26 protein-coding genes are annotated in these 25,809 nt (G+C 66.8%); 12 read left to right on the forward strand and 14 right to left on the reverse strand.

Going from position 1 to position 25,809, the window contains the following annotated elements:
* Positions 1–14: 14 nt before the first annotated feature.
* A complete protein-coding gene (locus tag ABG80_RS14895) occupies positions 15–893 on the forward strand; it encodes a fumarylacetoacetate hydrolase family protein (protein ID WP_058088412.1) in 879 nt (292 codons plus the stop codon).
* A gap of 547 nt (positions 894–1,440) precedes the next feature.
* Here the strand turns inward: ABG80_RS14895 and ABG80_RS14900 are convergent.
* A complete protein-coding gene (locus ABG80_RS14900; RefSeq protein WP_160322559.1) occupies positions 1,441–2,121 on the reverse strand; it encodes a TetR/AcrR family transcriptional regulator in 681 nt (226 codons plus the stop codon).
* An 84-nt stretch (positions 2,122–2,205) separates the two neighbouring features.
* On the opposite strand from ABG80_RS14900, the gene ABG80_RS14905 reads away from it, so the two are divergent.
* Both ABG80_RS14905 and uvrA read left to right on the forward strand, forming a co-directional pair.
* Positions 2,206–3,213 (forward strand): alpha/beta hydrolase, encoded by a 1,008-nt coding sequence (locus ABG80_RS14905; RefSeq protein WP_058088414.1) that lies wholly within the window; start codon positions 2,206–2,208, stop codon positions 3,211–3,213.
* A 139-nt stretch (positions 3,214–3,352) separates the two neighbouring features.
* On the forward strand, positions 3,353–6,268 hold the full coding sequence (gene uvrA, locus ABG80_RS14910; protein ID WP_083506191.1) for an excinuclease ABC subunit UvrA: 2,916 nt from the start codon (positions 3,353–3,355) through the stop codon (positions 6,266–6,268).
* A gap of 179 nt (positions 6,269–6,447) precedes the next feature.
* Here the strand turns inward: uvrA and purH are convergent, their stop codons facing one another.
* Genes purH through dusB form a run of 3 tightly spaced genes read right to left on the reverse strand, consistent with a single transcriptional unit; the run spans position 6,448 to position 9,390 of the window.
* On the reverse strand, positions 6,448–8,037 hold the full coding sequence (gene purH, locus ABG80_RS14915) for a bifunctional phosphoribosylaminoimidazolecarboxamide formyltransferase/IMP cyclohydrolase (RefSeq protein ID WP_058088415.1): 1,590 nt from the start codon (positions 8,035–8,037) through the stop codon (positions 6,448–6,450).
* 44 nt (positions 8,038–8,081) lie between these two features.
* Positions 8,082–8,318, reverse strand: coding sequence for a Fis family transcriptional regulator (locus tag ABG80_RS14920; RefSeq protein ID WP_058088416.1), 237 nt, complete (start codon positions 8,316–8,318; stop codon positions 8,082–8,084).
* A gap of 7 nt (positions 8,319–8,325) precedes the next feature.
* A complete protein-coding gene (gene dusB / locus ABG80_RS14925) occupies positions 8,326–9,390 on the reverse strand; it encodes a tRNA dihydrouridine synthase DusB (protein ID WP_058088642.1) in 1,065 nt (354 codons plus the stop codon).
* Positions 9,391–9,727: 337 nt separating this feature from the next.
* Between dusB and ABG80_RS14930 the strand changes: the two genes are divergently transcribed.
* On the forward strand, positions 9,728–10,516 hold the full coding sequence (locus ABG80_RS14930; RefSeq protein WP_058088417.1) for an OmpW/AlkL family protein: 789 nt from the start codon (positions 9,728–9,730) through the stop codon (positions 10,514–10,516).
* A gap of 54 nt (positions 10,517–10,570) precedes the next feature.
* Positions 10,571–11,086 carry a YqaA family protein gene (locus tag ABG80_RS14935; RefSeq protein ID WP_200964325.1) on the forward strand — a complete coding sequence of 172 codons (516 nt, stop codon included), beginning with the start codon at positions 10,571–10,573 and terminating at the stop codon, positions 11,084–11,086.
* Between the two features lie 10 nt (positions 11,087–11,096).
* Here ABG80_RS14935 and ABG80_RS14940 read toward each other — a convergent pair whose 3' ends face one another.
* From ABG80_RS14940 to ABG80_RS14950, 3 genes are read right to left on the reverse strand one after another with little or no spacing between them, the layout of a single operon-like run.
* Positions 11,097–11,387, reverse strand: a complete 291-nt coding sequence (locus tag ABG80_RS14940) for a copper-binding protein (protein WP_058088418.1) — start codon at positions 11,385–11,387, stop codon at positions 11,097–11,099.
* 60 nt (positions 11,388–11,447) lie between these two features.
* Positions 11,448–12,917, reverse strand: a complete 1,470-nt coding sequence (locus tag ABG80_RS14945) for a multicopper oxidase family protein (RefSeq protein ID WP_058088419.1) — start codon at positions 12,915–12,917, stop codon at positions 11,448–11,450.
* A 1-nt stretch (position 12,918) separates the two neighbouring features.
* Positions 12,919–14,412, reverse strand: coding sequence for a TolC family protein (locus ABG80_RS14950; RefSeq protein ID WP_160322560.1), 1,494 nt, complete (start codon positions 14,410–14,412; stop codon positions 12,919–12,921).
* A gap of 617 nt (positions 14,413–15,029) precedes the next feature.
* Here ABG80_RS14950 and argB point away from each other — a divergent pair.
* The 3 genes from argB to slmA are packed head-to-tail and all read left to right on the forward strand — an operon-like array spanning position 15,030 to position 17,363.
* Complete coding sequence (gene argB / locus ABG80_RS14960; protein WP_058088422.1) at positions 15,030–15,947, forward strand: acetylglutamate kinase; 918 nt, start codon at positions 15,030–15,032, stop codon at positions 15,945–15,947.
* Between the two features lie 7 nt (positions 15,948–15,954).
* Positions 15,955–16,716, forward strand: coding sequence for a pyrimidine 5'-nucleotidase (locus ABG80_RS14965; protein WP_235513877.1), 762 nt, complete (start codon positions 15,955–15,957; stop codon positions 16,714–16,716).
* Positions 16,713–17,363 carry a nucleoid occlusion factor SlmA gene (gene slmA / locus ABG80_RS14970; RefSeq protein ID WP_058088423.1) on the forward strand — a complete coding sequence of 217 codons (651 nt, stop codon included), beginning with the start codon at positions 16,713–16,715 and terminating at the stop codon, positions 17,361–17,363. The genes ABG80_RS14965 and slmA overlap by 4 nt, the downstream gene beginning before the upstream one ends.
* Positions 17,364–17,420: 57 nt before the next feature.
* On the opposite strand, the gene ABG80_RS14975 is transcribed toward slmA, so the two are convergent.
* Positions 17,421–18,200 carry a PEP-CTERM sorting domain-containing protein gene (locus tag ABG80_RS14975; protein WP_058088424.1) on the reverse strand — a complete coding sequence of 260 codons (780 nt, stop codon included), beginning with the start codon at positions 18,198–18,200 and terminating at the stop codon, positions 17,421–17,423.
* Positions 18,201–18,377: 177 nt separating this feature from the next.
* Here ABG80_RS14975 and ABG80_RS14980 point away from each other — a divergent pair, with 177 nt between their 5' ends.
* On the forward strand, positions 18,378–19,274 hold the full coding sequence (locus ABG80_RS14980) for an ATP-binding protein (protein WP_058088425.1): 897 nt from the start codon (positions 18,378–18,380) through the stop codon (positions 19,272–19,274).
* Complete coding sequence (locus ABG80_RS14985; protein WP_058088426.1) at positions 19,267–19,740, forward strand: NUDIX domain-containing protein; 474 nt, start codon at positions 19,267–19,269, stop codon at positions 19,738–19,740. Before ABG80_RS14980 ends, ABG80_RS14985 begins: the two co-directional genes overlap by 8 nt.
* 42 nt (positions 19,741–19,782) lie before the next feature.
* Here the strand turns inward: ABG80_RS14985 and ABG80_RS14990 are convergent, their stop codons facing one another.
* Positions 19,783–20,010 carry a hypothetical protein gene (locus ABG80_RS14990; RefSeq protein WP_058088427.1) on the reverse strand — a complete coding sequence of 76 codons (228 nt, stop codon included), beginning with the start codon at positions 20,008–20,010 and terminating at the stop codon, positions 19,783–19,785.
* Between the two features lie 227 nt (positions 20,011–20,237).
* Here ABG80_RS14990 and ABG80_RS14995 point away from each other — a divergent pair, with 227 nt between their 5' ends.
* Positions 20,238–21,116 (forward strand): crotonase/enoyl-CoA hydratase family protein, encoded by an 879-nt coding sequence (locus ABG80_RS14995; RefSeq protein ID WP_058088428.1) that lies wholly within the window; start codon positions 20,238–20,240, stop codon positions 21,114–21,116.
* Positions 21,117–21,265: 149 nt separating this feature from the next.
* On the opposite strand, the gene ABG80_RS15000 is transcribed toward ABG80_RS14995, so the two are convergent.
* The gene (locus ABG80_RS15000; protein WP_058088429.1) at positions 21,266–21,592 is read right to left on the reverse strand and encodes an SWIB/MDM2 domain-containing protein; all 327 of its coding nucleotides are present in this window, start codon (positions 21,590–21,592) and stop codon (positions 21,266–21,268) included.
* Positions 21,593–21,866: 274 nt separating this feature from the next.
* Here ABG80_RS15000 and ABG80_RS15005 point away from each other — a divergent pair, with 274 nt between their 5' ends.
* Positions 21,867–23,129, forward strand: coding sequence for an NADH:flavin oxidoreductase/NADH oxidase family protein (locus ABG80_RS15005; RefSeq protein ID WP_058088645.1), 1,263 nt, complete (start codon positions 21,867–21,869; stop codon positions 23,127–23,129).
* A 14-nt stretch (positions 23,130–23,143) separates the two neighbouring features.
* Here ABG80_RS15005 and ABG80_RS15010 read toward each other — a convergent pair whose 3' ends face one another.
* From ABG80_RS15010 to ABG80_RS15025, 4 genes are read right to left on the reverse strand one after another with little or no spacing between them, the layout of a single operon-like run.
* Complete coding sequence (locus ABG80_RS15010; RefSeq protein ID WP_058088430.1) at positions 23,144–24,265, reverse strand: alpha-hydroxy acid oxidase; 1,122 nt, start codon at positions 24,263–24,265, stop codon at positions 23,144–23,146.
* A 12-nt stretch (positions 24,266–24,277) separates the two neighbouring features.
* On the reverse strand, positions 24,278–24,817 hold the full coding sequence (locus ABG80_RS15015) for a cytochrome b/b6 domain-containing protein (protein ID WP_058088431.1): 540 nt from the start codon (positions 24,815–24,817) through the stop codon (positions 24,278–24,280).
* On the reverse strand, positions 24,814–25,101 hold the full coding sequence (locus tag ABG80_RS15020; protein WP_160322561.1) for a PepSY domain-containing protein: 288 nt from the start codon (positions 25,099–25,101) through the stop codon (positions 24,814–24,816). Before ABG80_RS15020 ends, ABG80_RS15015 begins: the two co-directional genes overlap by 4 nt.
* A gap of 13 nt (positions 25,102–25,114) precedes the next feature.
* Positions 25,115–25,798: a Fe2+-dependent dioxygenase gene (locus ABG80_RS15025; RefSeq protein ID WP_058088432.1), complete on the reverse strand. Its 684-nt coding sequence runs from the start codon at positions 25,796–25,798 to the stop codon at positions 25,115–25,117.
* Positions 25,799–25,809 lie beyond the last annotated feature (11 nt).

Genomic DNA, 25,809 nt, shown 5'->3' on the forward strand with positions numbered 1-25,809 from the left:
CAAGGATTGCATCGATGCACCTCTGCACCTTTGACCAACAAGGCATCACCCACGTGGCCCTGGTGCGTGGCAAGGACCTTGTCACGCTCGACGACAAGCTGGGGCTGGCCGCCCACCAACCGATGATCGACCTGATCACGCGCTGGTCCGAGCTCAGGCCCCAGGTGCAAATGCTCGCCGATGCACCGGCCGATGCCTCGCTCGACGAGGTTCACTTGCAAGCGCCGGTGCCACGCCCGGGCAAGGCCCTGGCCATCGGCTTGAACTACCTCGATCACGTGCAGGAAAGCATCGTGGGCGAGGCGCGCACCGTGCCCGACCATCAGGTGTGGTTCCCCAAATTGCCCAATGCCATCCACAGCCCGTTTGACGACATCGTGCTGCCGCGTGTGTCGCAGATGACCGACTACGAGGGCGAGATGGTGGCCATCATTGGCCAGCGCTGCCGGCATGTGCCGGCCGAGCGTGCGCACGAGGTGGTGTTCGGCTACGCGGTGGGCAACGACGTGTCGGTGCGCGACATCCAGAAGCGAACCTCGCAGTGGACGCTGGGCAAGGGCTTTGACACCCACGCGCCTCTCGGGCCGTGGATCACGACGGCCGATGAGGTCGATGACCCGCACGCGCTGGAGCTGCGCTGCTGGGTCAATGGCGAGCTGCGTCAGCACAGCAACACGAAGCTGATGATCCACAACGTCTGGGCGCAGATCGCGCAGCTCACGCAGGTGATGACGCTGGAGCCTGGGGATGTGATCTTCACGGGCACGTGCGCGGGCGTGGGCGCAGCGTTTTCTCCGCCGAAGTTCCTGCGCGATGGGGACGTTGTTCGCATCGAGATCGAGGGCCTGGGGGCGATCGTGGCGCATTGCGTGGACGAGGCGCCGTTGGCCTGAGTTTTTTGCTTGCTGCCTGCCTGCGCATCCGTTGATGTTGTGGAGCAGGAGTGGCTCGGTTTTGGGGTGTTGCCACGGTTGAGCAACGTTCAGGGGGCGAGGGGGGCCTGCTCCGGGACCACGCTCGCGGGGCACCACCGAGCGCTGCATTCGTCCCCCCTTGAACACCAGCCAAGTGGTTGCCGAGTCAGGACACCGCGAATGGGCCCTGCGCAGGCCCCCCTCGCCCCCTGACCGCGACGCAACGTGGCAGGCTGAGATGCAAGAAAGAAGGCGACGCTTGCGTCGCCTTCTTTCTTGCGCCCCTCTAGCCCGTGCGCGGTGGTTCGGGTTCGGTGGGTGGGGTGGGTGTGAGCCGGCCCGACATGTGCGGTGTCCTGACTCGGTAACCACTTGGTCGGTGTTCAAGGGGGGACCGCAGCGAAGCTCGGTGGTGCCCCGCGCAGGGCCGGATCACACCCACCCCACCCGCCGGACCACGCACCACCCGACGCACACCACACCAACCAACACCACCCCGCACAAAGCGTTTGAGCCCAGCCAGTGCTCAGCCCACCGCCACATCCGGCATCAACGACTGCAACACCGCCCTCACGAACTCGCTGATGGTCGGCTGAAGCTCGACCAACCGGTCCGCCCGGTCCTCCTCGATGGCCTGCACGATCAGTTCGTTGATGCCGCCCACCGTGGCCGTGGCCAGCGCCGGTGACAGCGGCCGCTTGCCCGGCTCCTTCAGCCTCGACAGCTCCACCTGCATCATCAGAAACTGCGTGAAGCGCTCGCTGATGCGGCGCCGCATGGCCAGGCCTGCGGGCCCCAGTGTCAGCATCTCCAGGTAGAGCGCTCGCACCAGGGCAGGCCGCTGCTGCAGGTTTTGCAGGTAGGCGGAGGTGATCTTCTCGAGCTCCTGCACCCAATCGCCCTCGGGGTCGTAGCCGGTGGCGATCAAGGCCAGCACTTCTTCGCTCAGGCGCTCGCACAGGGCCAGCAGGCAGGCGTCCTTGCCGTCGAAGTGTTCATAGAACGTGCGGCGTGACACGCGGGCGGCCGCCACCACGTCGGCGATGGTCAGGTCGGCGTAGGCGCGCTCACCCAGCACCTGGGCCAGGCCGTCAAGCAGCCGCTGGCGGGGGGCGCGTTGGTGCACGGAGCCGGTCTCGGTGGGCGTGGGGGACACGTGATTGAAGGGGGGAGACAAGGGTTGGTACTTGACAGTACCGGTGCGCAAGTCTAATCTCCGCTCCGCTGGTACTTGAAAGTACCAACTGAAATTGATTGACATCAGATTCGGCTTGAACCGAGGAGACATCTCATGACCCGCCACCTCGTTGCCGCCGCTGCGGCACTCCTGTCTGTCCAGATGCTGGCGCTGGCCCTGGCGCCAGGTGGCGCCACCGCTGCGCCCGTGGTCACCGCCGCCGCCGTCGGCACCGTGCAGCCCGTGACCTTCGCCTGCCAGCAGGTCACTTGCGACGGCGAGCTCTGGTTGCCCGCCGCCCGCGCCGACGGCAAGAAGCCGCCGGTCATCGTGATGGCCCACGGCTTCGGCGGCCTGCGCGACTGGGGCCTGGGGCCCTTCGCCGAGCGCTTCGTCAAGGCCGGCTTCGCCGTGCTGCGCTTTGACTACCGTGGCTTCGGCAAAAGCGGTGGCCAACCCCGCCGCGTGGTCGATGGCAAAGAGCACGTCAAGGACTGGCTGTCGGCGCTGGACGCCGTGGCCAAGCGCAGCGACATCGACCCGCAGCGCATCGGCATCTGGGGCACGTCCTACAGCGGCGGGCAGGTGCTGGTGGTGGGCGCCGAGCGGCCTCAGCAGGTCAAGGCGGTGAGCGCCCAGGTGCCTTTCGTCAGCGGCCTCTCCAGTGGTTTGCAGTTCCCCCTCAAGTACCAGCCGCTGGCCACCTGGTATGCCCTGCGTGACCTGATGCGTGGCGATGACGAAGAGCCGGTTTACGTGCCCACCATCGCGCCCAATGCCTTCTCGGCCCTGGTTTGCGCCGAGTGCAACGAGGGCTACAACAAGCTCGTGCCAGCCGGTCAGGAAGATCAGAACAAGGTGGCCGCCCGTGTGTTCCTGAGCCTGCCGTTCTGGTTCCCGGGCGACAGCGCGCCCAAGGTGCAGGCGCCTGCGCTGGTCATCGCGGCCGCCAAGGATGGCCTGATCCCGGTGGCCAAGGTTCGCGATGTGGCCAAGTCTCTGCCCAAGGGCGAGTACCTCGAGTTGCCCGATGCCGATCACTTCTCGCCCTACAGCGGCCCGGCCTTCGAGCAGGTGGTGAGCAGGCAGACGGCGTTTTTCGTCAAGCACCTGAAGCCTTGACCGCCTGGCGCCATCTGCGGGGCGCTGGTGCCCTGAGCTCCCCCTGGACACAGGAGGCCCCCGGTCAGGAAACTGGCGCAGGCGGCCCCTGGCGACGTATCATGGTCGATTGTCCTGATCGCGCCAGATGTCCCGCCAGATGCCTCCCCCGAACGAGTTGACCGCTCCCACCGCCGTGGCCCAGGCCACCGCCCGGGCGGTCAGCGACCCATCGCTGATTCAGATCCGCGGGGCCCGCACCCACAACCTCAAGGACATCGACCTCGACCTGCCGCGCAACCAGCTGGTGGTCATCACCGGGCTGTCGGGTTCGGGCAAGTCCAGCCTGGCTTTTGACACGCTGTACGCCGAGGGCCAGCGACGCTACGTCGAGAGCCTGAGCGCCTACGCGCGGCAGTTCCTGCAGCTCATGGACAAGCCCGACGTCGACCTGATCGCAGGCTTGTCGCCGGCCATCAGCATCGAGCAGAAGGCCACCAGCCACAACCCGCGTTCCACCGTCGGCACCGTCACCGAAATCCACGACTACCTGCGCCTGCTCTACGCCCGCGCCGGCACCCCGTTCTGCCCCGACCACCACCTGCCGCTGCGCGCCCAGAGCGTGAGCCAGATGGTCGATGCCGCCCTGGCCCTGCCAGAAGACACCAAGCTGATGATCCTCGCGCCCGTGGTGCGCGACCGCAAGGGCGAGTTCGCCGACCTGTTTGCCGACATGCAGGCCCAGGGCTACGTGCGCTTTCGCATCAACGGCGAGGTGGTCGAGGTCGCCGACCTCAAGCCGCTGACCAAGAACGAGAAGCACGACATCGACGTGGTGGTCGACCGCCTGAAGGTGCGCCCCGACATGCAGCAGCGCCTGGCCGAGAGCTTCGAGACCGCGCTGCGCCTGGCCGACGAACGTGCCATCGCGCTCGAAATGGACTCGGGCGAAGAGCACCTGTTCTCGGCGCGCTTCGCCTGCCCGGTGTGCAGCTACTCGCTGTCCGAACTCGAGCCGCGCCTGTTCTCGTTCAACTCGCCGGTGGGCGCCTGCCCGACCTGCGACGGCCTGGGCCACGTCATCGCGTTCGATCCGCAGCGCGTGGTGGCCTTTCCCTCACTGAGCCTGGGCAGCGGTGCCGTCAAGGGCTGGGACCGGCGCAACCCTTACACCTACAGCCTGATCGAATCCCTCGGCAAGCACTACGACGTCGACATCGAGCAGCCCTTTGAAGAGTTGCCTGAGCGGGTGCAACAGGTGCTGCTGTACGGCTCGGGCGACGAAGAGATCGAGTTCGTCTACGAGTCGGATGGGCCTGCCGGCAAGAAGCGCAAGGTCAAGCGCTCGCACCCCTTCGAAGGCATCATCCCCAACTTCGAGCGCCGCTTCAAAGAGACCGACTCCGCCGCCGTGCGCGAAGAACTCGGCCGTTACCAGCAGCCCCGCGCCTGCCCCGACTGCCACGGCACCCGCCTGCGTCGTGAGGCCCGGCACGTCAAGCTGCACGACGCCGTCACGGGTGACACCCGCGCCATCTTCGAGATTGGCCACGCCACGCTGGCCGAGGCCCATGCCTACTTCGAGCAACTGCAGCTGCAAGGCGCCAAGGCCGAGATCGCGGCCAAGGTGGTCAACGAGATCCGTTCGCGCCTGCGCTTCCTCAACGACGTGGGCTTGAGCTACCTCAGCCTCGACCGCAGCGCCGACACGCTCTCGGGCGGCGAGGCGCAGCGCATCCGCCTGGCCTCGCAGATCGGCTCGGGCCTCACGGGCGTGATGTACGTGCTCGACGAGCCCAGCATTGGCCTGCACCAGCGCGACAACGACCGCCTCATCGGCACGCTGCAGCACCTGCGCGACCTGGGCAACAGCGTCATCGTGGTCGAGCACGACGAAGACATGATCCGCGCCGCCGACCACGTGGTCGACATGGGGCCGGGCGCCGGCGTGCACGGTGGCCGCGTGATGGCGCAAGGCACGCCCGCCGAAGTCACCGCCTCACCCGACAGCCTGACGGGGCGCTACCTCGCCCAGGCCCTGCGCATCGAGGTGCCCACGCAGCGCCGCGCCTTCAACGATGAAACACCGCGCCTGCGCGTGGTCAACGCGCGCGGCCACAACCTCAAGGGCGTGACGGCCGAGTTCCCCGTCGGCCTGCTCACCTGCGTGACGGGCGTCTCGGGCTCGGGCAAGTCCACGCTCGTCAACGACACGCTGTACGCGGCCGTGGCCCGCAAGCTCTACCAGGCCCACCTCGACCCCGAACCGCACGACGAGATCGAAGGCCTGGAGCTGTTCGACAAGGTCATCAACGTCGACCAGTCGCCCATTGGCCGCACGCCGCGCTCCAACCCCGCCACGTACACCGGCCTGTTCACGCCGATTCGCGAGCTGATGGCCGACGTGCCAGCGGCGCGCGAGCGCGGCTACAACGCCGGCCGCTTTTCTTTCAACGTGGCCGGTGGCCGCTGCGAGGCCTGCCAGGGCGACGGGGTCATCAAGGTCGAGATGCACTTCCTGCCCGACGTGTACGTGCCCTGCGACGTCTGCCAGGGCAAGCGCTACAACCGCGAGACGCTGGAGGTGCTCTACAAGGGCAAGAACATCCACGAGGTGCTCGACCTCACCGTTGAGGATGCGCTGGCCTTCTTCCAGGCCGTGCCCAGCATCGCGCGCAAGCTGCAGACGCTGATGGACGTGGGCCTGGGCTACATCCGACTGGGTCAGAGCGCGACCACGCTGTCAGGCGGTGAAGCGCAACGCGTGAAGCTGGCCCTGGAGCTGAGCAAACGCGACACCGGTCGCACGCTCTACATCCTCGACGAGCCGACCACGGGCCTGCACTTCCACGACATCGCCTTGCTGCTCAAGGTGCTGCACCAGTTGCGCGAAGCGGGCAACACCATCGTCGTCATCGAGCACAACCTCGACGTCATCAAGACAGCCGACTGGCTCATCGACATGGGCCCCGAAGGTGGCTCGGGCGGTGGGCAGGTGCTGATCGCCGGCACGCCCGAAGACATCGCCGCCTGCGAGGACAGCCACACGGGGCGTTACCTCAAGCCGCTGCTGTGATGGCGTGGCGTTGAACTGATCGGGACGGCGCGAAAGGCCCCGTGCGAGCGGCGTGCGCCTTGAATCCGCGGGGGCGCCACGCTGCCTGACCGCGGTCAAGGCACATGAAAAAGGGGCTCCGCAGGGAGCCCCTTTTGTCTGGCATCGGCATCACCTCGTCAGAGGCAACGCCCACCACATCAGTGACGGAAGTGGCGCGTGCCGGTGAACACCATGGCGATGCCACGTTCGTCGGCCGCAGCGATGACCTCGTCGTCGCGCATCGAGCCACCCGGGTGGATGACGCAGGTCGCACCCGCATCGACGACCACATCCAGGCCATCGCGGAACGGGAAGAAGGCGTCAGACGCCACGGCCGTGCCTTGCAGCGTCAGGCCAGCGTGACCGGCCTTGATCGAGGCGATGCGGGCCGAGTCCAGGCGGCTCATCTGGCCGGCGCCCACGCCCATGGTCATGCCGTCCTTGCAGAACACGATGGCGTTGCTCTTGACGAAGCGGGCCACCGTCCAGGCGAACAGCAGGTCTTGCATCTGCTGGGCAGTGGGTTGCAGCTTGGAGACCACCTTCACATCACCGACGATGTCGATGTTGTCGGCCGATTGCAGCAGCATGCCGCCGCCCACGCGCTTGAAGTCCAGCGCGTTGCCCAGCTTGCGCGAAGCCTCGTCCAGCGGCACTTCCAGCAGGCGCACGTTCTGCTTGGCGGCGTAGGCGGCGCGCGCGGCGTCGGTGAACTTCGGCGCGATCACGACTTCCACGAACTGCTTGTTGGCGTTGATGGCTTCGATCACGTCGGCGTCGACCACGCGGTTGAAGGCCATGATGCCGCCGAAGGCGCTGGTCGGGTCGGTCTTGAGGGCCTTGGTGTAGGCCTCGAGCGGGCCGGCGCCCACGGCCACGCCGCAGGGGTTGGCGTGCTTGATGATCACGCAGGCAGGGGCTTCGAAGGCCTTGACGCATTCCCAGGCGGCGTCGGCGTCGGCAATGTTGTTGAAGCTCAGCTCCTTGCCTTGGATCTGGGTCCAGTTGGCCAGGGTGCTGACCACGGGCTTGGCTTCGCGGTAGAAGGCGGCCGACTGGTGCGGGTTCTCGCCGTAGCGCATGCCCTGCACCTTGTGCAGCTGCAGGTTGTAGACGGCGGGGTACTCTGCCTTGGCGGGCACGGATTCGGTTTCGAGTTCCGAGCCGGCTTCCAGGCTGGTCAGGTAGTTGGTGATCATGCCGTCGTAGGCGGCGGTGTGGGCGAACACCTTTTTGGCCAGCATGAACTTGGTCGTGCGCGTGATGGCGCCGGCCTTCATTTCCGACAGCACCTGTTCGTAGTCCACCGGGTCGATGATCACGGCGACGTCCTGCCAGTTCTTGGCGGCCGAGCGCAGCATCGTTGGGCCGCCGATGTCGATGTTCTCGATGGCGTTGGCCAGGGTGCAGTCGGCCTTGGCCGTGGCTTGCGCGAAGGGGTAGAGGTTGACCACCAGCAGGTCGATGGTGTCGATGCCGTGTTCCTTCAGCGCGGCCATGTGTTCGGGCAGGTCGCGGCGGGCCAGGATGCCGCCATGCACGCGCGGGTGCAGGGTCTTGACGCGGCCGTCGAGCATTTCCGGGAAGCCGGTGATCTCGGCGACTTCGGTGACCGGCAGGCCCTTGTCTGCCAGCAGCTTGGCGGTGCCGCCCGTGGACAGCAGGCGCACGCCTTGTGCATGCAGGGCTTGCGCGAATTCAACGATGCCGGTCTTGTCGGACACGGACAGCAGGGCGGTCAGGGCCATGGGGTCTTCCTTCAGTTCAAAGATCGAGGGTGTTCAAAACAGGTTCACTTGATGAGCTTGTGCTCGAGCAGCTTGCGGCGCAGGGTGTTGCGGTTGATGCCCAGCCACTCGGCGGCCTTGGACTGGTTGCCTTCGGCGCGGTGCATCACGACTTCGAGCATGGGGCGCTCGACGGCGCTCACGACCATGTCGTAGACCGCGTGCGGCTCGGCGCCGCGCAGGTCGTGGAAATAGCCTTCGAGGTTGTCCTTGATGCAGTCCTGGATGGTCTTCTTGCTCATGGGTGTGTCAGTTCGCCATGCAGGAGTGCGGCTCCTGCTCGGCGGTGTCGGTGTCATCCAGCTCGCGTGCGTCTGCCTCGGGCAGGCGGTCGTGGGTCTGGCTGAGTTGTTCAAAAAAATCGCTCACGGCCCGCACCTGTTCATCGATGCGGTCCAGGGTGTTCATGTGCTGGCGAAAGGCCTCGCCGCCGGGCAGGGCGCGCACGGCCCAGCCGATGTGCTTGCGCGCGGTGCGCACGCCCGCGAATTCGCCGTACAGGCTGTGGTGGTCGTGCAGGTGCTCGATCAGCCACTGGCGTGCCTGCAGCGTCAGCGGCCGGGCACGGCGCTGGCCGTGGGTCACGTAATGCGCGATGTCGCCGAAGATCCAGGGCTGGCCCTGGGCGGCGCGGCCGATCATCACAGCGTCGGCACCCGTCAGTCGCATCACCTCGACGGCTTTTTCGGGGCTGGTGATGTCGCCGTTGGCCACCACCGGCACGCGCACCGCGGCCTTGACGGCGGCGATGGTGTCGTATTCGGCGTGGCCCTTGTAGCCCTGCTCGCGGGTGCGGCCGTGCACGGTCAGCATGGCGATGCCGGCCGATTCAGCGGCGCGCGCGATGTGTTCGGCGTTTTTGTTCTGCTGGCTCCAGCCGGTGCGCATCTTCAGCGTCACGGGCACGTTGTGCGGCGCGCAGGCGGCCACCACGGCCTCGATGATCTCCAGCGCCAGGGGCTCGTCCTGCATCAGCGCCGAGCCTGCCCACTTGTTGCAGACCTTCTTGGCCGGGCACCCCATGTTGATGTCGATGATCTGGGCGCCACGGTCGATGTTGTAGGCGGCGGCCTCGGCCATCATGGCCGCGTCGGTGCCGGCGATCTGCACCGAAATCGGCGCGGTCTCGCCATCGTGGTTGGCGCGGCGCGAGGTTTTCAGGCTGTGCCAGAGGTCTTTGCGCGAGGTCACCATCTCACTGACCGCGTAGCCCGCGCCCAGCTGCTTGCACAGCATGCGGAACGGGCGGTCCGTCACCCCGGCCATGGGCGCCACGAAGAGGCGATTGGGCACCGTGTGGGGGCCAATCGCCATCGGGGTCGCCAGGGTGCTGGCCAGGGGGTGAAAAGGGGACATGCGGACCGCGCGTCAGGCTGCAAAAGACAGAACAGCCCCGAGCGACGCGTCGTTCAGGGCTGCTTAAAAAGGAGGCAGAGTATAGCCCCGGGGTGGCCGCCTGGGTAGGCCCAAGTCGGGCATTTTTTGACGCGGATCGCGACCAGGGCGGGCAGCGGGTCTTCTTTTGTCATGCGCAAAACCCTCTGACTGCGGTGGGTCGTTCGAGACCCGAAAGTTCAGCAATGTAACCGTTGCAGTTACACTGCAATCGTTACGCGCTGGTGCGTCTCTTGATCTTTTCTGTCATCCCGCCATGTCTGCCCGCTACGCCCTGATCACCTCCCTGGTCTCCTTCGCCGCACTCGGCGCATCCTCTGCCGCCCAGGCGCAATACACCATCAAGCTCGGTGGCGCCCACATCAACCCGCATGCGACCAGCGAGCCCCTGCGCGGTGGCGTGGCCGTGCCTTCGCCCCTGAGCGGCAACCTGGTGCTCAACGACGGCGTGGCGCTGCAGGTGCAATCCAAGAGCACCCTCATCTTCACGATCGAGCGCGCGCTGGACGAGCGCTGGAGCGTCGAGTTCGTGCTGGGCGCGCCCCCCAAGCACGACGTGACCCTGAAGGTGGACAACCCGCAGATCGACGCCTCGCGCGTGTCGCCTTCCGTCGCGCAGACCGCCGCCACCAACGGCTTGAAGGCCAAGCTGGCGGCTCAGAACGGTCAGGTCATCTCCACCGTTCGCCAGTGGGCCCCGACTGTGTTCTTCAATTACAAGTTCCTGGAGCCTTCGTCGGCGTTCCGCCCCTTCGTGGGCCTGGGCATCAACGTCACACGTTTCAAGGCCCGCACCACGGCCGCCGGCGACACGCTGTACGCCGACGGCGCCAAGCCCGAGATCAGCCTGTCCGACTCGATCGGCCCGGCCATCCAGCTGGGTGCCTCCTACAAGCTGGACCAGCACTGGTCGATCAACGCCAGCGTGGCCACGGCCAAGGTCAACAACAAGCTGACCATCGTGACCAAGTCCGGCCTGCGCCAGGAGTCGGCTTTCCGCTTCAACCCGACGGCCTTGACGGCCACGGTGGGCTACAGCTTCTGAGCTGATTGAGCCTGCGGGCCCGTGGCGGTGACTGGAGCCGCCACAATCTCGGTCATGGACGTCAATTGGATGGCGGGCGTGAACGCCCTTCTCGGTTGGCTGGCCCTGCCCGAGATCGGGCTCGGAGCAGTCTTCATCGTGTCGCTGGTGTCGGCGACTTTGCTGCCCATGGGCTCGGAGCCCGCGGTGTTCGGCCTGGTCACCTTGCGACCCGACCTGTTCTGGCCGGCCGTGCTGGTGGCCACCGCCGGCAACACCATCGGCGGCGGCATCAGCTGGTGGATGGGCTACGGTGCCCACTCGGCCGCCAACCGCATTCGCCACACCCGTCGGGAAGACGAGTCAGCGGACCCCGAACACGCCACGCGCGCCGACCAGCGCGCACTGAACTGGTTGCGCCGCTTCGGCGCCAAGGCCTGCCTGCTGTCGTGGCTGCCCGTCGTGGGTGACCCGCTGTGCGCCGTGGCCGGGTGGTTGCGCCTGCCTTTCTGGCCATGCGTGTTCTACATGGCCATCGGCAAGTTCGCACGCTACGTGACGATGACGGCGTTCCTGGTCTGGGTGACCTGATCGCGCCGGCTCACTTGACCACAGTGATGGCCGTGACCGTGAACTGGCCATTGACCTTGGCCGCATCGAACTTGACCTTGTCGCCAACCTGCAGGGTTTGCAGCCACTTGGGGTCGGCCACGCGGAAGGCCATCTTCATCGGGGGCATGTCGATGCTCTTGATCTCGCCGTGGCGCAGCGTGACCTTGCCGGCTTCGGCGTCGATCTTCTCGACGGTGCCGTCAACGCTCTGGGCGACGGCCGATACGCTCAGCAGCAGGCCGGCGGCGAAGGTGGTCAGGGATTTCAAAGTGGTGTTCATGAGGGTCTCCTTGTTTCGATGAGGCGGGCGCTCAGGCGAGCACGCCGAACGCCCAGGGGCTCAGTGCTGGCCGTGGTCCATGTGGCCATGATGACCGGGTTTGCGAACCGTCAGCTCGACCTCGCCTCCAACAAGGGGGGCGTGGCCGGTGTGCGGTGAGGCGGGGGCGCGGGTGGCATCGGGCAAGGTTTCTCCTTCACCGATCAAACGCGCCAGCGTGCCTTTGGGATGACGATGCCAGCCCGGGTCCTTGTGGCCGCCGGGGTGCGAGGCAGGCGGCTGGTCTTTGCGAACCTTTACCGTGGTGAACATGCCGCCCATGCCGATGGGGCCGAAGGGGCCCGTGCCGGTCATCATCGGCAGGGTGTTGTCGGGCAGGTCCATCTCCATCTCGGCCATCTCGTGCATGCCGGTTTCGCCCATGGCCATGTAGCCGGGCACCAGGCGGTTGATCTCGCGCGCCAGGTCGTCCTGCTTGACGCCGATCATGTTGGGCACGTCGTGGCCCATGGCGTTCATGGTGTGGTGGCTCTTGTGGCAATGGAAGGCCCAGTCGCCCAGCTCGTCGGCGATGAACTCGACCTGGCGCATCTGGCCCACGGCGATGTCGGTGGTGACCTCGGGCCAGCGCGCTGACCTGGGCACCGGCCCGCCATCCGTGCCCGTGACCTCGAACTCGTGGCCATGGATGTGGATCGGGTGGTTGGTCATGGTGAGGTTGCCGATGCGCAGGCGCACGCGGTCGCCTTGTCGCACGTTGATGCTGTCGATGCCGGGGAAGGCGCGGCTGTTCCAGGTCCACAGGTTGAAGTCCAGCATGGTGTTGACCTTGGGGGTGCTGGCGCCGGGCTCGATGTCGTAGGCGTTGAGCAAAAAGCAGATGTCGCGGTCCACCTGCGCGATGTGCGGGTGGGGCTGCTTCGGGTGCGTGACCCAGAAACCCATCATGCCCATGGCCATCTGCACCATCTCGTCGGCGTGCGGGTGGTACATGAAGGTGCCGGGGCGGCGCGCCACGAACTCGTAGACACAGGTTTGCCCGACGGGGATGGCGGGCTGCGTGAGGCCCGAGACACCGTCCATGCCGTTGGGCAGGCGCTGGCCGTGCCAGTGCACGCTGGTGACTTCGGGCAGCTTGTTGGTGACGTAGATGCGCACGCGGTCGCCTTCGACGACCTCGATGGTGGGGTCGGGGCTCTGGCCGTTGTAGCCCCACAGGCGGGCCTTCATGCCGGGCGCGATCTCGCGCACCACGGGCTCGGCAACGAGGTGGAACTCCTTGACGCCGTCTTTCATGCGCCAGGGCAGGGTCCAGCCGTTGAGCGTGAGCACGGGGCGGTAGGGACGGCCGTTGGGCGGCGTGAGCGGGGCCTGGGTGTCGGGCGTGCTTTGCAGCACGGGCTCGGGCAGGCCGAGCAGGCTGCCGGGGCGCACGCGTTCGGCGGCCAGCGCCGCATGAGTCGCGGCGTTGGTGGCGGTGAGGGCGGCGCCACCCAGGGCGCCGCGCAAAAAGAGTCGACGGGTGCTCATGTCAGTGGCTCGCTTCGGTGTTGGTGGGGGCGTTGCTCGATGAGCGATTGGCGCCTGCATCGGGGCCATCCAGCCCGTCGATGGCGGCGACCAGCGCGGCATCGGCCAGCCAGAAGTCGCGTTGCGCGTCGAGCGCGGTGAGCACGGCGGCCACGTGTGCACGGGCTTCGTCGATGAGCTCGAAGGGGCCGATGAGCATGCCGTTGTATTGCTTGAGGCGCTCGTCCAGCAGGCGCTTGCGAACGGGACCCAGCACCTTGGCGGCCTGCTGGGCGGTGGCCAGCGTGGCCTGGTGGTCGGCGAAGCGCTCGCGCAGTTGCGACTCGGCGTGCAGGCTGGCTTGCTGCCATTCGGCCAGCGCGGCTTGTTCGTCCAGGCGCGTGGCCTGGCGCCGCGCGGCACCGAAGTCGATGGACACCAGGCGGATGCCCAACTCGGGGCCTTGCTTGACGGGAGCTTCGTTGGAGGTGTCGCGTCGGTAGGCGGCTTCGAGGTCGATGACGCTGCGGAAGGTGCCATCTCGGCGATCGCCTTGGGCGGCTTGCCAGCGGGCCTCGGCCAGGCGCACATCGAGCCTGCGCTGGCGTGCTGCTTCTTCGACGCTCTGGGGCGTCCATGCCGAGGCTTCGGGCACGGGTGGCAGGCGATCGGGCAGTTGCAGGCGAGCGGCTTCTTCTCGGTTCAGTCCGAGCAGGCGCACCAGGGCTTCGCGCGCGGCGAGGGCCTGGCGCTGGGCCTGTGCCTGGGCCAGCCGGGCTTCGACCTCGTTGGCTTCATGCCGAGCGGTTTGCGCGGCGCTGAAGTGACCGGCCTGCTGCATGCGGCGGGCCAGCTCGCCCGCGGTGGTGCCGGCGCGCAGCACGTCGGCCTGGTAGGCCAGCCGCTGCTGGGCGGCCACGGCCTGCACCCATTGCGCGCGCACGTTCTGCACGTGCTGCAAAACCTGGCGCGCGAGGCGCTGCTGCTCGGCGTCGATGCGGCGTTCGGCCGCCTGGTGGCGCCAGGGCCAGCTCAGCAGGTCGAACAGGCCCAGGCTCCAGGTGCGGCCGATCTCGACCTCGTCGCCCTGGTTCAGGCGCTCGATCGAAAAGCCGATGAAGCCGGGGCGGGCCTGGCTGCGTTCTCGTGCCGCCTGGGCTTCGCTGCGCGCCAGCAAGGCGGCGAGCGACGGGCTGCGCTGCAGCGAGAGGGCGACGGATTGGTCCTGGCCAAGGGGGCCGTTGGGCAGGGTGAAAGAGGTGGTGCCGGGGGAAGGGTGGGCCGGACTGGCCATTGCGGGGGCACTGGCGTCCGAGGCGCCCGGCCACGGCAGGCTGGGTGCATCGGGCACGCGCTCTTTCAGCCAGGTGTTGGCGGGGTGCGGGTCTTGTGCGGTGGTGGTGGCGGCGCAGCCGGCCAGCGCGATCGCAGGCATCAGTGCGAGCCAGGAGGGCAGTCGCCAGGTCAGGACGGCATGCAGCCGCCCCGGGCGTTGGCCTGGGCGTGGTTTGATCATGGTGTGGTGCGTCGGCCAGTTCATGGCGACGGATCTCGTTGGCAAGGCCCTGTGCCGGCGCATGGTGCGCAGGCGAGGGGTGTCAGGGGGAGATCAGGCCCGAGGTGGACGGAACAGGCCGTCGATGTCGTCGCGGCCGTGGGGCGTGTTCACGGCCCAGCTGGGCGGCGAAACCGGTGGCGCATCGTGAAACCAAGCCCAGCTTGGTGGCGACATGACACCGGCGTGGCAGAGGTCGCACAGGGAGCAGGTGTGGGTGGGTGTGGGGGTGTGGCCGGCGCTTCCCTGGTCCGGGTCAACCGAGGCTTGGGGGCCATGGCAGGGCGCCGAGTGTTCGGCTGATTGCTCAAACGAGGCGGCAGCAGGTGCGTGAGCGCTGTGCAGGGCGTGCGGGGTGGCCTGGCCGGACGCGATGCGGGCATCGTGATCCGGCACCGGCATGGGCATGACCGCCAAGCCCAGCCGCGCAGGGGCAGCAGGGCGATGAGCAGGGTCAGCAATGCGACACGCCAGAATCGGGTCATGCGGTGAAGTGTAGCGGCTGCTCTTTTAGAATGCAGCCTGCCAGAAGCCTGGCGCACCCCTTCGCGCTCCTTTCTACCCACACCCCGCCTGCCATGCCCCACTCTCCCGCTCCGGCCGATGCCGATCCCGTTGCCCACATCGCACCGCGTGACAAGGCAGAAATCCTGGCTCAGGCGCTGCCCTACATCCGGCGCTTTCACGGCAAGACCATCGTCATCAAGTACGGCGGCAACGCCATGACCGACCCCGAGCTGCAGGCCGACTTCGCCGAAGACGTGGTGCTGCTCAAGCTCGTGGGCCTGAACCCGGTGGTGGTGCACGGTGGCGGCCCCCAGATCGACGCCGCGCTGAACAAGGTCGGCAAGAAAGGCCAGTTCATCCAGGGCATGCGCGTGACCGACGAAGAGACCATGGAAGTGGTGGAGTGGGTGCTTGCCGGTGAGGTGCAACAAGACATCGTCGGCCTGATCAACGCCGCCGGTGGCAAGGCCGTGGGCCTGACCGGTCGCGATGGCGGGCTGATCCGCGCGCGCAAGCTCAAGCTGCTCGACCTGGCCGACCCCAGCAAGGAACACGACGTGGGCCAGGTCGGCGAGATCGAGTCGATCGACCCCAGCGTGGTCAAGGCCCTGCAGGACGACCAGTTCATCCCCGTCATCAGCCCGATCGGTTTCGGCTCCAAGAACGAGAGCTACAACATCAACGCCGACCTGGTGGCCTCCAAGCTGGCCCAAGTGCTCAATGCCGAGAAACTGGTGCTGCTGACCAACATCAAGGGCGTGCTCGACAAGCAAGGTGCGCTGCTGACCGACCTGACCGCCCGCCAGATCGACGAGCTGATCGAGGACGGCACCATCAGCGGCGGCATGATTCCCAAGATCGAAGGTGCCATCGACGCGGCCAAGAGCGGTGTCAACGCCGTGCACATCGTCGATGGCCGCGTGCCCCACGCCATGCTGCTGGAGATCCTGACCGATCAGGCCTACGGCACCATGATCCGCAGCCACTGACCGCAACGTGCGCCCCCCAGCTCGTCGCTGCGCGCCTTCGCAGCCCCCCGAGGGGGAGGCGGCCGACCTTGGGGCAGCCCGGCGGCAGGACCCTCCGATCTGGCTGTTCGACCTCGACAACACGCTGCACGACGCCAGCCGGGCCGTTTTCTGGCGCCTCAATGGCGCGATGACGGACTACATCGAGGCCGAACTCCAGGTCAGCCGCGAAGAGGCCGACGCCCTGCGCCTGCATTACTGGCGGCGCTACGGGGCCACGCTGATGGGCCTGGAGCGGCACCACGGCATCCGCGCCGCGCATTTCCTGGCCCAGACGCACACGCTGCCCGGCCTGGAGCGCGACCTGCACATGCCGCCTTCGCACCGCGCTGCGCTCAAGCGCCTGCGCGGGCGCAAGATCCTGCTGACCAACGCGCCAGCCGAGTACGCCAAGCGCGTGCTGACCGCGCTTGACCTGAGTGACTGCTTTGAGGCCGTGGTGTCCATCGAAGGCATGCGCGTTTTCGGCGAGCTGCGCCCCAAGCCCGATGCGCGCAGCCTGCGCGTGGTGCTGGCGCGCCTGAAGCTGCCGTCGCACCGCTGCGTGCTGGTCGAAGACACCGTGGCCAACCTGCGCAGCGCGCGCCGCCTGCGCATGCGCACGGTCTGGATGCAGCACTACCTCAAGGACAACCCGCACGGGCCAGAAGCCGGCCTGGCGTTGCATGGCAAGCCCAGTTGGGTGTGTGCCAGAATCAGGTCACTGCGGTCGCTGCACGCCTGGACATGACGACACCACAAGCCCCGGATCTCGTTGCCGACCCCGCAGCCGCAGCAGCGGCAACCAAGCGCACGCGCCCCAAGCCGGGCGAGCGCCGCATCCAGATCCTGCAGGCCCTGGCGGCCATGCTCGAGTCACCCGCCAGCGAACGCGTCACCACCGCAGCCCTGGCCGCCAAGCTCGATGTCAGCGAGGCCGCGCTCTACCGTCACTTCGCCAGCAAGGCGCAGATGTTCGAGGGCCTCATCGGCTTCATCGAAGACAGCCTGTTCACGCTGGCCAACCAGGTCATCGAGCGCGAAGCCGATCCAGCTTCGCAGATCGCTCGCATCGTCGCGGCGGTGCTGCAGTTCGCCGAGAAGAACCCGGGCATGGGCCGGGTCATGGTGGGCGATGCGCTGGTGCATGAGCACGAGCGGCTGCACGCGCGCATGAACCAGCTTTTCGATCGATTGGAGTCGACCTTGCGCCAGCCCGCCCGCAAGCTGGCTGAGTCTCGGGGTTCGCCAACGCCGACGGTGGACGCGCAAGCCCTGGCTTCAGCGGCCATCAGCCTGGTGCTCGGGCGACTGCACCGCCATGCACGCACAGGCTTTCAACGTCAACCCACCGAGCACCTGGATGCGACCTTGCGGATCCTGCTCCAGGGGGGATGACCGGCTGGCCTGAAGGCGCGCTGGCCCGCCCGAGTGGGTGGCCAGGGGTGACGTGCCTCAGCCTCGAGCGCGACGTCGAAGCCATCCCAGTGCGCCACAGGCGATCAGGCCCGACAACCCCAGTCCCCACGTCGTGGGTTCGGGCACGGGCGTCACCGTCACGCCCTGGATGGCCAGGGCCGTCGAGGTTGACGTGTCGCCGCGATCGACCACGCCCACGGCCAACTCGATGTGGTTGAGCGCCAGCGGCCCGGCGTCATCGGCGAAGGTGTGCGTGAAGGTGAGCCAGCCGCTGCCATGCTGAAAGCCGCCAAAGCCCTGCAGGTCGGCGATGCGGGGCGTGCCCAGCTCGAACAAGCGACCACCGATGGTGGCGAACGCCAGGTCGGGCAGGCCTGCAACCGGGTCTTCGTTGCTCAACAGCTGCCAGCGAAAGCTCAGCGTGTCGCCCGCGCGGACCGACACGGTGCGCGATGCGACCGAGCCTTCCAGCGCCTGAAGCAGCGCGCCATCGGCGCTGGTGTCGAGTGCACCGATGTTCAGCCCGGCCAGCTCTTCCACGCCACGTGGCTGTTGCGCCGCGATCGCTCCGCTGCCCACCACGGCCGAGCCAGCGATGTCGTCCGAAGCATCGAAAGCGGTGGTCAGCAGCAAGATGGTGTCGCTGGGTGCCGATGCATCGCCAGAGACGCTCCAGCCGTCAAAGGCCGGTGAAACGGGCTGCACGCCAACGATCGTCAACTCGGCAGCTTGGGTGACGATGACCGATGCCTGGGCGGTTGCCGACAGGGTGGCCCCCAGGGCCAGGGCAGCAAGTGATGGAGCGATGCGATGCATGTCGAAGTTCCGGCAGGTGGGGCGATGACGATGGACGCACTCTATGGATGTGCGATGACACCCCTGCGTGCCAGTTGGCCTGGGCTTGAGGTCTGATCGGATCAGGGTTGACGAACCTGCGTCGTTCGAAGCCCGTTCGCCATGCGGGCCAAGTGCTGCCGCGTAAACTCCGCTCCCATGCAAGCCCCCGATCTGCCTTCCTTCCTGCGGCGTGCCGAGCGCACGCTGGACCTGCTGGACAACTGGCTCAGCCCGCACCTGGCCGCCCCCGACTGGTCGGCCGCCGTGGCTTGGCGTTATCGGCGTCGTGCTGCAGGGCAGCGCTCGCTGGACCCCATCGCGAGGTTGGACCCCATTGCCTACGATGACCTCAAAGAGGTCGACACGCAGAAAGGCCGTTTCGCGCGCAACCTCGCGCAGTTCGTGGCGGGCCGCACCGCCAACAACGTGCTGCTGTCGGGTGCGCGTGGCACGGGCAAGTCCTCGCTGGTCAAGGCGGGCTTGCACGCACACGCATCGCAAGGCTTGTGTCTCATCGAGGTCGACAAGGCCGACCTGGTGGACCTGCCCGATCTGGTCGAGCTGGTGAGCGAGCGCCCCGAGCGCTTCATCATCTTCTGCGATGACCTCAGCTTCGATGAGGGGGAGCCCGGCTACAAGGCGCTGAAGTCGGTGCTCGACGGCACCGTGGCTGCGCACGGCGACAACGTGCTGGTGGTTGCCACCTCCAACCGCCGGCACCTGCTGCCCGAGTACCACTCGGACAACAAAAGCTACTCGCGTGGCGACGATGGCGAGCTGCACCCCGGCGAGGTGGTGGAAGAAAAAATCTCGCTGTCCGAGCGTTTCGGACTGTGGGTCAGCTTCTACCCGTTCAGCCAGGACGAGTACCTGGCCATCGTGGCGCAGTGGTTGCGGCACCTGGGCCTGAACGACGAGGCCATTGAGGCCGCCCGTCCTGAAGCGCTGGTGTGGGCCATTGAGCGCGGTTCACGCTCGGGTCGCGTGGCGCAGCAGTTCGCACGCGACCACGCTGGCCGCGTGGCCGGGCAAGGCGAGGCAGGTCATGTCTGAGCGCAAGTCCTATCACGTGATGGACGCGACCGACCGCGTGCCGGTGGACGTGGCCGTGGGCGTGCTCATCGAGCGCGATGAGAGCGGGCACGAAGGCCGCTTCCTGTTGACCTCGCGTCCGCAGGGCAAGGTCTACGCGGGCCACTGGGAATTCCCGGGCGGCAAGTTGGAGCAGGGTGAGACGGTGGAGCAGGCGCTGCGCCGCGAACTGCACGAAGAAATCGGCATCACCATCGCGGCAGCCGAGCCCTGGAAGGTCGAGCTGATGGACTACCCCCACGCACGCGTGCGCCTGCACTTCTGCAAGGTGTTTGCGTGGGAGGGAGAATTCGAGATGCGCGAGGGCCAGCAGATGGCGTGGCAGTCGCTGCCGGTGCAGGCTCAGCCGGTGCTGCCCGGCACCATCCCGGTGCTGCAGTGGCTGGCTCAGGAGCGAGGCCACACGGGCCTCACTCACCTGGGTTGATGCGAGGGCCGGCCGCGCGATGCGACCTGGGCCCTTTTCACCTCACTGCGAAGCGCCGCTGGCGGCTTCAGACGCGGCAGCAGCCACCGGCGCGGCTTCGCTGGCGGGCAGGCTGGCGGCGGGCGCGGGTGCACTGCCGTGCGCTTCTTCGGTGTGGCCGGCATCGATGCCGTGCTTTTCTCCGCTCATGTCGATGTCACCGCCGCTTTTCATCAGCACGAACATCGCGAGGGCCGCGAAAGCCACGAAGGCCACAACAATCTTCCACATGGGGATCTCCAGTCGGGATGTGAACAAACAAGGCGCCTGTTGGACGCCATCGAGCCGGCACGGGTGGCGCGGCGCAGGCATCGTAGGCGCGAATGGGCATGCTGCCCCCTCCGGACTGACCCGAGGTTGATGCAAAGCAGCTCCCGCCCGTGTCGGATCTGACGGACACGCTGCGTTATGCTGAGCCGCGTTCCGACACCCCCAGACCCACACAGAGCGAGACAACCATGAGCTACCAGACCCTGAGTTACGCCGTCGGTGACGACGGCGTGCTGCTGCTGACCCTCAATCGCCCCGAGCAACTCAACGCCTTCACGGTCGAGATGGCCAACGAGCTGGTCGATGCCTTCACCCGTGCCAGCGACGACGACGCCGTGCGCGCCATCGTCGTCACCGGGGCTGGCAAGGCGTTTTGTGCCGGCATGGACCTCAGCGTGGGCGGCAACGTCTTCGGCCTCGACGAGTCTCAGCAGCCCACGCTGGCCGACATGCGCGAGCGCCTGACGGACAAGGCCATCCACGAGGGTGTGCGCGACACGGGCGGGCGCGTGGTGCTGTCCATCTTCAACTGCAAGAAGCCGGTGATCGGCGCCATCAACGGCGCGGCCGTGGGCATTGGCGCCACCATGACGCTGCCCATGGACATCCGCATCGCGTCAGAGAAGGCGCGCATCGGCTTCGTGTTCGGGCGCATCGGCATCGTGCCCGAGGCCTGCTCGAGCTGGTTCCTGCCGCGCATCGTGGGCATCTCGCAAGCGCTGGAGTGGACCTACATGGCCGACATCTTCGATGGCCACGAGGCCCAACGGGGCGGGCTGGTCAAGTGCGTGGTGCCGCCTGAGCAGTTGCTGGAAGAAGCGATGAAGATCGCGCGGCGCATCGCGTCGGAGCGCTCGGCCGTGGGCATCGCGCTGACGCGCCAGATGATGTACCGCAACTCGGCGCAGCCGCACCCGCTGGCCGCGCACGAGGTCGATTCGCTGGCGATGTTCTACACCAGCATTGGCGACGGCAAGGAAGGCGTGCAGGCCTTCCTCGACAAGCGGCCTGCCCAGTTCAAGGGTAAGGCCTCGGAGATGCCGCCGTTTTACCCCTGGTGGGAATGAGCGCGGGGCTCGGCGGCATCCCGCCCCGAGCCTTTGCCTGAGCCCGGCAGCAAAGGAGAGGCCCGGCCATGAAAAAGCCCGGCACAAAGGCCGGGCTGTCGAGGTCCTGTGGCTTGCTGTTCGTCAACAGCAGGCTCGGGACGTGAGCATCAGCTCAGGTGTTCGCTCACGAGCTTGGTCAGCTCGAACATCGTGACCTGCGGCTTCTTGAAGATGGGCTTCAATTTGTCGTCGGCGTTGATGTTGCGCTTGTTGGCGGCGTCCTGCAGGTTGTGCTTCTTGATGTACTCCCAGATTTTCTTGGTCACCTCGGTGCGAGGTGCCGGTGCGGCGCCGATCACGGCGGCCAGCACGGGGCTGGGGGTCAGCGGCTTGGCGAAAGCCGCGTTGGGGGCGCGCTTGGCAGCGGCCTTCTTGGCTGCAGGGGCCTTGGTGGCCGCGGCCTTGGTGGCCGGGGCTTTCTTCGCAGTTGCCATGTGAATTCACTCCAGAAGTCAGTCAGATCTGATGCGGTTGTGGGCGTTCGATGTGTCCCGAACGTCTCGCGTCAACCGACAGCACGCATGGTACTGCTTTCTCTAGCGCAAAACCATGGCCTTGCAAGACCTTTTGTGAGGGGATGTCGCCCGATGGCATCGCGCAAGGCCCTGTGTTGGCGCCATCTGCATGAGGGCTGACACCAAGTGCCGTGCAAGGTGAGGGTGCTTTGGTGTCCAATGCCCGCTTGTGTCTGCTTTGATGGAGCTGTGGATGTCGCCTCAAGCCGTGTTGGCCCAACCCTTCACCCTGCCCGCCGGGGCCGTGGTCAAGAACCGCCTTTTCAAGTCCGCGATGAGCGAAGCGCTGGGCACCCGTGAAGGTGCTGCGACGCCGGAACTCGTGCGCCTCTATGGTGCATGGGCCGATGGCGGCATCGGCTTGTGCATCACCGGCAACGTGATGGTGGACCGCCGCGCCTTGGGCGAGCCGGGCAACGTCGTCATCGAAAGCGATCGCTTCCTGGCCGAGCTCACGGCCTGGGCGCAGGCGGCCACGCGCAATGGCACGCAATGCTGGGTGCAGCTCAACCACCCCGGCAAGCAGGCGCCCAAGGGCCTGAACAAAGAGAACATCGCGCCATCGGCCGTGCCCTTCCGCGCCGAGATGCAGGCGTTCTTTCCGACCCCGCGTGAGATGACCGAGGCCGAAATCAAGGAGGTCATCGAGCGCTTTGCGCGCGCGGCCGAACTGGTCAAGCGCGCGGGCTTCACGGGCGTGCAGATCCACGGTGCGCACGGCTACCTGGTCAGCCAGTTCCTGTCGCCGCACCACAACCGCCGCACCGACGACTGGGGCGGCACGCCCGAGAAGCGCCGTCGCTTCGTGCTGAGCGTGCTGGCCGCCATGCGCGAGAAGGTGGGCCCCGGCTTTCCGATCGGCATCAAGCTGAACTCGGCCGACTTCCAGCGCGGTGGCTTCACCGAAGAAGAGTCGCTCGACACCATCCGCGCCTTGTCGGATGCCGGCATCGACCTGATTGAAATTTCCGGTGGCACTTATGAGGCCCCGGCCATGACAGGCGTGAAGAACAAGGCCGAGCCGGCGAAGGCGAGCACGAAGCAGCGCGAGGCCTACTTCCTGGAGTTCGCCGAGAAAGCGCGCAAGGCCGTCAAGACACCCCTGGTGGTCACCGGTGGCTTCCGTTCGCTGCAGGGCATGGCCGACGCCATCACCTCGGGGTCGGTGGACTTTGTCGGCGTGGCGCGGGTGCTGGCGATCGAGCCCGATGCACCCAACCGCCTGCTGTCTGGTCAGCAGACGCGCCACCAGGTGCGCCCGCTCAAGACCGGCATCGGCTACATCGACAAGATGGGCATGATGGAGGTGGTCTGGTACACGGGCCAGCTCAAGCGCATTGGCCGTGGTGAGCCGCCCAAGCCGGGCGAGATGCCGCTGTGGGTGTTCGTCAAGTACATCGCCAAGCAGGCGGGGCTGGGGCGCAAGAAGGGGCCGGCGAAGTTGCGGGCGAGTTGAGGACGGCGCCTCGCTCAATCATCGGCGAGCAGCGCCGGGCCGATGTCGGCCAGCGTGGCGCAGCCGGTCAGGGCCATGGCGGCCTCGAGTTCGTCGCGCAACAAGCGGATGGCGTGCGCCACACCCAGGGCACCGGCCGTGGCCAGCGCGTGAACCGCAGGTCGGCCGATCAGCACGGCTCGCGCGCCCAGCGCCAGGGCTTTGAGGACGTCGGTGCCGCGTCGGATGCCGCCATCCACCAAGACAGGCACGCCGGGTCCGACGGCCTCCACGATGGGCGGCAAGGCCCTGGCCGTGGTGATCGTGGTGTCCAGGGTGCGCCCCCCATGGTTGGAGACGATGATGCCTTGCACACCTGCCTGGACCGCGAGGCGAGCGTCATCCGGGTGAAGCACGCCTTTGAGAAGGATGGGCAGTCGGGTCACCTGTTTGAGCCAGGCGATGTCGTCCCAGGTGGGGGCGTGGTGCAGCAAGCCATCAAAGAGCGCGCTTTGCTCCGGCGACAGCGTTGGTGACGGTGGGGTGCTCATGCCCCGCAGGTTGACGGCCGAGACGCCTTCAGGCAGCCGAAAGCCTGCGCGCCTCTCGCGGTCGCGAACGCCGCTGGTGGGGGCATCAACGGTGAGCACCAGGGCTTCGTAGCCAGCCGCCTCCGCGCGCTTGATCAGCAGCCGAGTGAACTCGCGGTCGGGCTGAAGATAGAGCTGCATCCACAAGGGGCCGCGCAGGTGATCGAGAGCGGTCGCGTCGGCGATGTCTTCAAGGGCGGTGCTCGATTGGGTGCTCAAGACGTAGCCAGCCTCCTGGGCGGCTGCCGCCAGCGCCGAGCCGATTTCACCTTCGGGGTGTGCAAGCAGCTGGTAGGCGATCGGCGCCAGCATGAGAGGGTGGGCCATGGTACGGCCGAATAGCTCGGTTCGCGTGTGGCCACCAGCTGTGCGCCTGAGCACACGCGGCACGAGTGAGATGGCTTGCCAAGCGCGTGCGTTGGCCTGCAGCGTGTGCTCGTCCGCGGCACCACCTTGCAGGTAAGCCCAGGCGCCGGCCGGCATGTTGTGCGAAGCATGCCGTTCGTAATCGGCGAGGCTGAAAACGTCGGGCGGGATGGCGTGCAGGTCAGGGGATGGGGTTTGCATGGGCAGGCGAGCTCAATCGATGTCGCCTTCAGCGGGAGGTCGCTTGCGGCCATGGATCATCGAATGCACGAGATTCTCGCGCTGATGCACGCTGGTCAGCAACACACCCACCACATGCAGCCCGATCAGTGGCAGCAGGGCCCAGGCCAGCGTGGTGTGCACGACCTCCAACGTTTCGGAGCCCCAGTAACGATCGGTGGTCTGCAGCCAGCCCACGAAAGTCAGGCTGGCCACGGTCAGCAGCAGGCTGAGCACCATCCAGGCCCCCAAGGGGTTGTGACCGATGTGCCGAGGCGCCTGACCGCGCACCACCTGGCTGGCGTAGGACCAGGTTGATCGGGCGCCTCTGATGAAAGAGGCGAAGCGGGCGTGTCGGGGGCCGACGAAGCCCCACAGCAGACGCAGCGCCACGCAAGCCATGGCGACAAAGCCGGCCGTCTCGTGCCAGCTGCCTGGCACACCCATGTGCAGCGTGCTGGTCCAGGCGATGGTGATCGCACCAAGCAAGGTCCAGTGCAGCGTGCGCACGAGGGGGTCCCAGACGCGGGTCATTTCTGGCCGGCGTCGCCGATCAGCTCCAGCGTTCTCGGGTTGAAGTAGGCCTCGCGGCGCTTGCCTTTGCCGTCAAAGCCGTAGACCTCGTAGCAGCCGTTGTCGATCTTGATTTTGCGCACGTCCCAGCCATCCGCCTGGAGTTTGTCGGAAAGGTCTTCGCGCAGTTTCCATTCCTTGCTGGGTTCGTTGCACTTGAAGTCACCATGGGCCATGGCGACCTGGTTGGCCAGGCCCATGCCGAGGCAAAGGCAGATCATCTGGAGGGTTTGACGGAATTGCATGGTGTGTCGGGGCTCAGACGTCGGCCCACATTCGCAAGAGGTTGTGATACGTGCCAGTGAGCGCGACCAGAGCGTCATCGTGATCGTGTTGTTCGCGCAATTTGGTCAGGTTGGTGTCGAGGTCGAACAACAGGCGGCGCTGTTCATCGCTGCGAACCATGCTCTCGACCCAGAAGAAGCTGGCAAGGCGGTGGCCTTTCGTCACAGGCTCGACGCGGTGCACGCTGGTACCAGGGTAGATGACCATGTCGCCTGCGGCGAGCTTGACGCGCTTTTCACCGTAGGTGTCTTCGATCACGAGGTCGCCGCCATCGTATTCGTGTGGCTCGGCCAGGAACAAGGTGGCCGAGATGTCGGTGCGCACGCGTTGACCGATTTCGTTGTTGACGCGGATGGCGTTGTCGACGTGGTTGCCGTATTGGGTGTGAGTGCCCCCGTATCGGTTGAACAGCGGTGGAACGATGCGCCGCGGCAGCGCGGCGGAGAAGAACAGCGTGTTGCGGTCCAGCGCCGGCAGGATCAGGGCCCGCAGGCGCTTGGCGTGTTCACCTTGCTGCGCCAGTTGCTCGTTGTCTTTGACCAGGGCGGCTTGGCGCCCGGCGGTGACCTGACCGAGCACCCAGGGTGCATCGGCCAGGACCTCGCGGGCTTGTCGCAGCTCTTCAGGCGTGAGGACCTGAGGGATGTGCAGCAGCATGGCGATGTGGC

The sequence above is a fragment of the Aquabacterium parvum genome (assembly GCF_001447195.1).
Taxonomy (GTDB): domain Bacteria; phylum Pseudomonadota; class Gammaproteobacteria; order Burkholderiales; family Burkholderiaceae_C; genus Aquabacterium; species Aquabacterium parvum.

Coding starts and splice junctions, on each gene's coding strand:
- ABG80_RS14895 (WP_058088412.1), top strand. CDS start 15: ATGCACCTCTGCACCTTTGACCAACAAGGCATCACCCACGTGGCCCTG.
- ABG80_RS14905 (WP_058088414.1), top strand. CDS start 2,206: ATGACCCGCCACCTCGTTGCCGCCGCTGCGGCACTCCTGTCTGTCCAG.
- uvrA (WP_083506191.1), top strand. CDS start 3,353: ATGCCTCCCCCGAACGAGTTGACCGCTCCCACCGCCGTGGCCCAGGCC.
- purH (WP_058088415.1), bottom strand. CDS start 8,037: ATGGCCCTGACCGCCCTGCTGTCCGTGTCCGACAAGACCGGCATCGTT.
- ABG80_RS14920 (WP_058088416.1), bottom strand. CDS start 8,318: ATGAGCAAGAAGACCATCCAGGACTGCATCAAGGACAACCTCGAAGGC.
- dusB (WP_058088642.1), bottom strand. CDS start 9,390: ATGGCGATTGGCCCCCACACGGTGCCCAATCGCCTCTTCGTGGCGCCC.
- ABG80_RS14930 (WP_058088417.1), top strand. CDS start 9,728: ATGTCTGCCCGCTACGCCCTGATCACCTCCCTGGTCTCCTTCGCCGCA.
- ABG80_RS14935 (WP_200964325.1), top strand. CDS start 10,571: ATGGACGTCAATTGGATGGCGGGCGTGAACGCCCTTCTCGGTTGGCTG.
- ABG80_RS14940 (WP_058088418.1), bottom strand. CDS start 11,387: ATGAACACCACTTTGAAATCCCTGACCACCTTCGCCGCCGGCCTGCTG.
- ABG80_RS14945 (WP_058088419.1), bottom strand. CDS start 12,917: ATGAGCACCCGTCGACTCTTTTTGCGCGGCGCCCTGGGTGGCGCCGCC.
- ABG80_RS14950 (WP_160322560.1), bottom strand. CDS start 14,412: ATGATCAAACCACGCCCAGGCCAACGCCCGGGGCGGCTGCATGCCGTC.
- argB (WP_058088422.1), top strand. CDS start 15,030: ATGCCCCACTCTCCCGCTCCGGCCGATGCCGATCCCGTTGCCCACATC.
- slmA (WP_058088423.1), top strand. CDS start 16,713: ATGACGACACCACAAGCCCCGGATCTCGTTGCCGACCCCGCAGCCGCA.
- ABG80_RS14975 (WP_058088424.1), bottom strand. CDS start 18,200: ATGCATCGCATCGCTCCATCACTTGCTGCCCTGGCCCTGGGGGCCACC.
- ABG80_RS14980 (WP_058088425.1), top strand. CDS start 18,378: ATGCAAGCCCCCGATCTGCCTTCCTTCCTGCGGCGTGCCGAGCGCACG.
- ABG80_RS14985 (WP_058088426.1), top strand. CDS start 19,267: ATGTCTGAGCGCAAGTCCTATCACGTGATGGACGCGACCGACCGCGTG.
- ABG80_RS14990 (WP_058088427.1), bottom strand. CDS start 20,010: ATGTGGAAGATTGTTGTGGCCTTCGTGGCTTTCGCGGCCCTCGCGATG.
- ABG80_RS14995 (WP_058088428.1), top strand. CDS start 20,238: ATGAGCTACCAGACCCTGAGTTACGCCGTCGGTGACGACGGCGTGCTG.
- ABG80_RS15000 (WP_058088429.1), bottom strand. CDS start 21,592: ATGGCAACTGCGAAGAAAGCCCCGGCCACCAAGGCCGCGGCCACCAAG.
- ABG80_RS15005 (WP_058088645.1), top strand. CDS start 21,867: ATGTCGCCTCAAGCCGTGTTGGCCCAACCCTTCACCCTGCCCGCCGGG.
- ABG80_RS15010 (WP_058088430.1), bottom strand. CDS start 24,265: ATGCAAACCCCATCCCCTGACCTGCACGCCATCCCGCCCGACGTTTTC.
- ABG80_RS15015 (WP_058088431.1), bottom strand. CDS start 24,817: ATGACCCGCGTCTGGGACCCCCTCGTGCGCACGCTGCACTGGACCTTG.
- ABG80_RS15020 (WP_160322561.1), bottom strand. CDS start 25,101: ATGCAATTCCGTCAAACCCTCCAGATGATCTGCCTTTGCCTCGGCATG.
- ABG80_RS15025 (WP_058088432.1), bottom strand. CDS start 25,798: ATGCTGCTGCACATCCCTCAGGTCCTCACGCCTGAAGAGCTGCGACAA.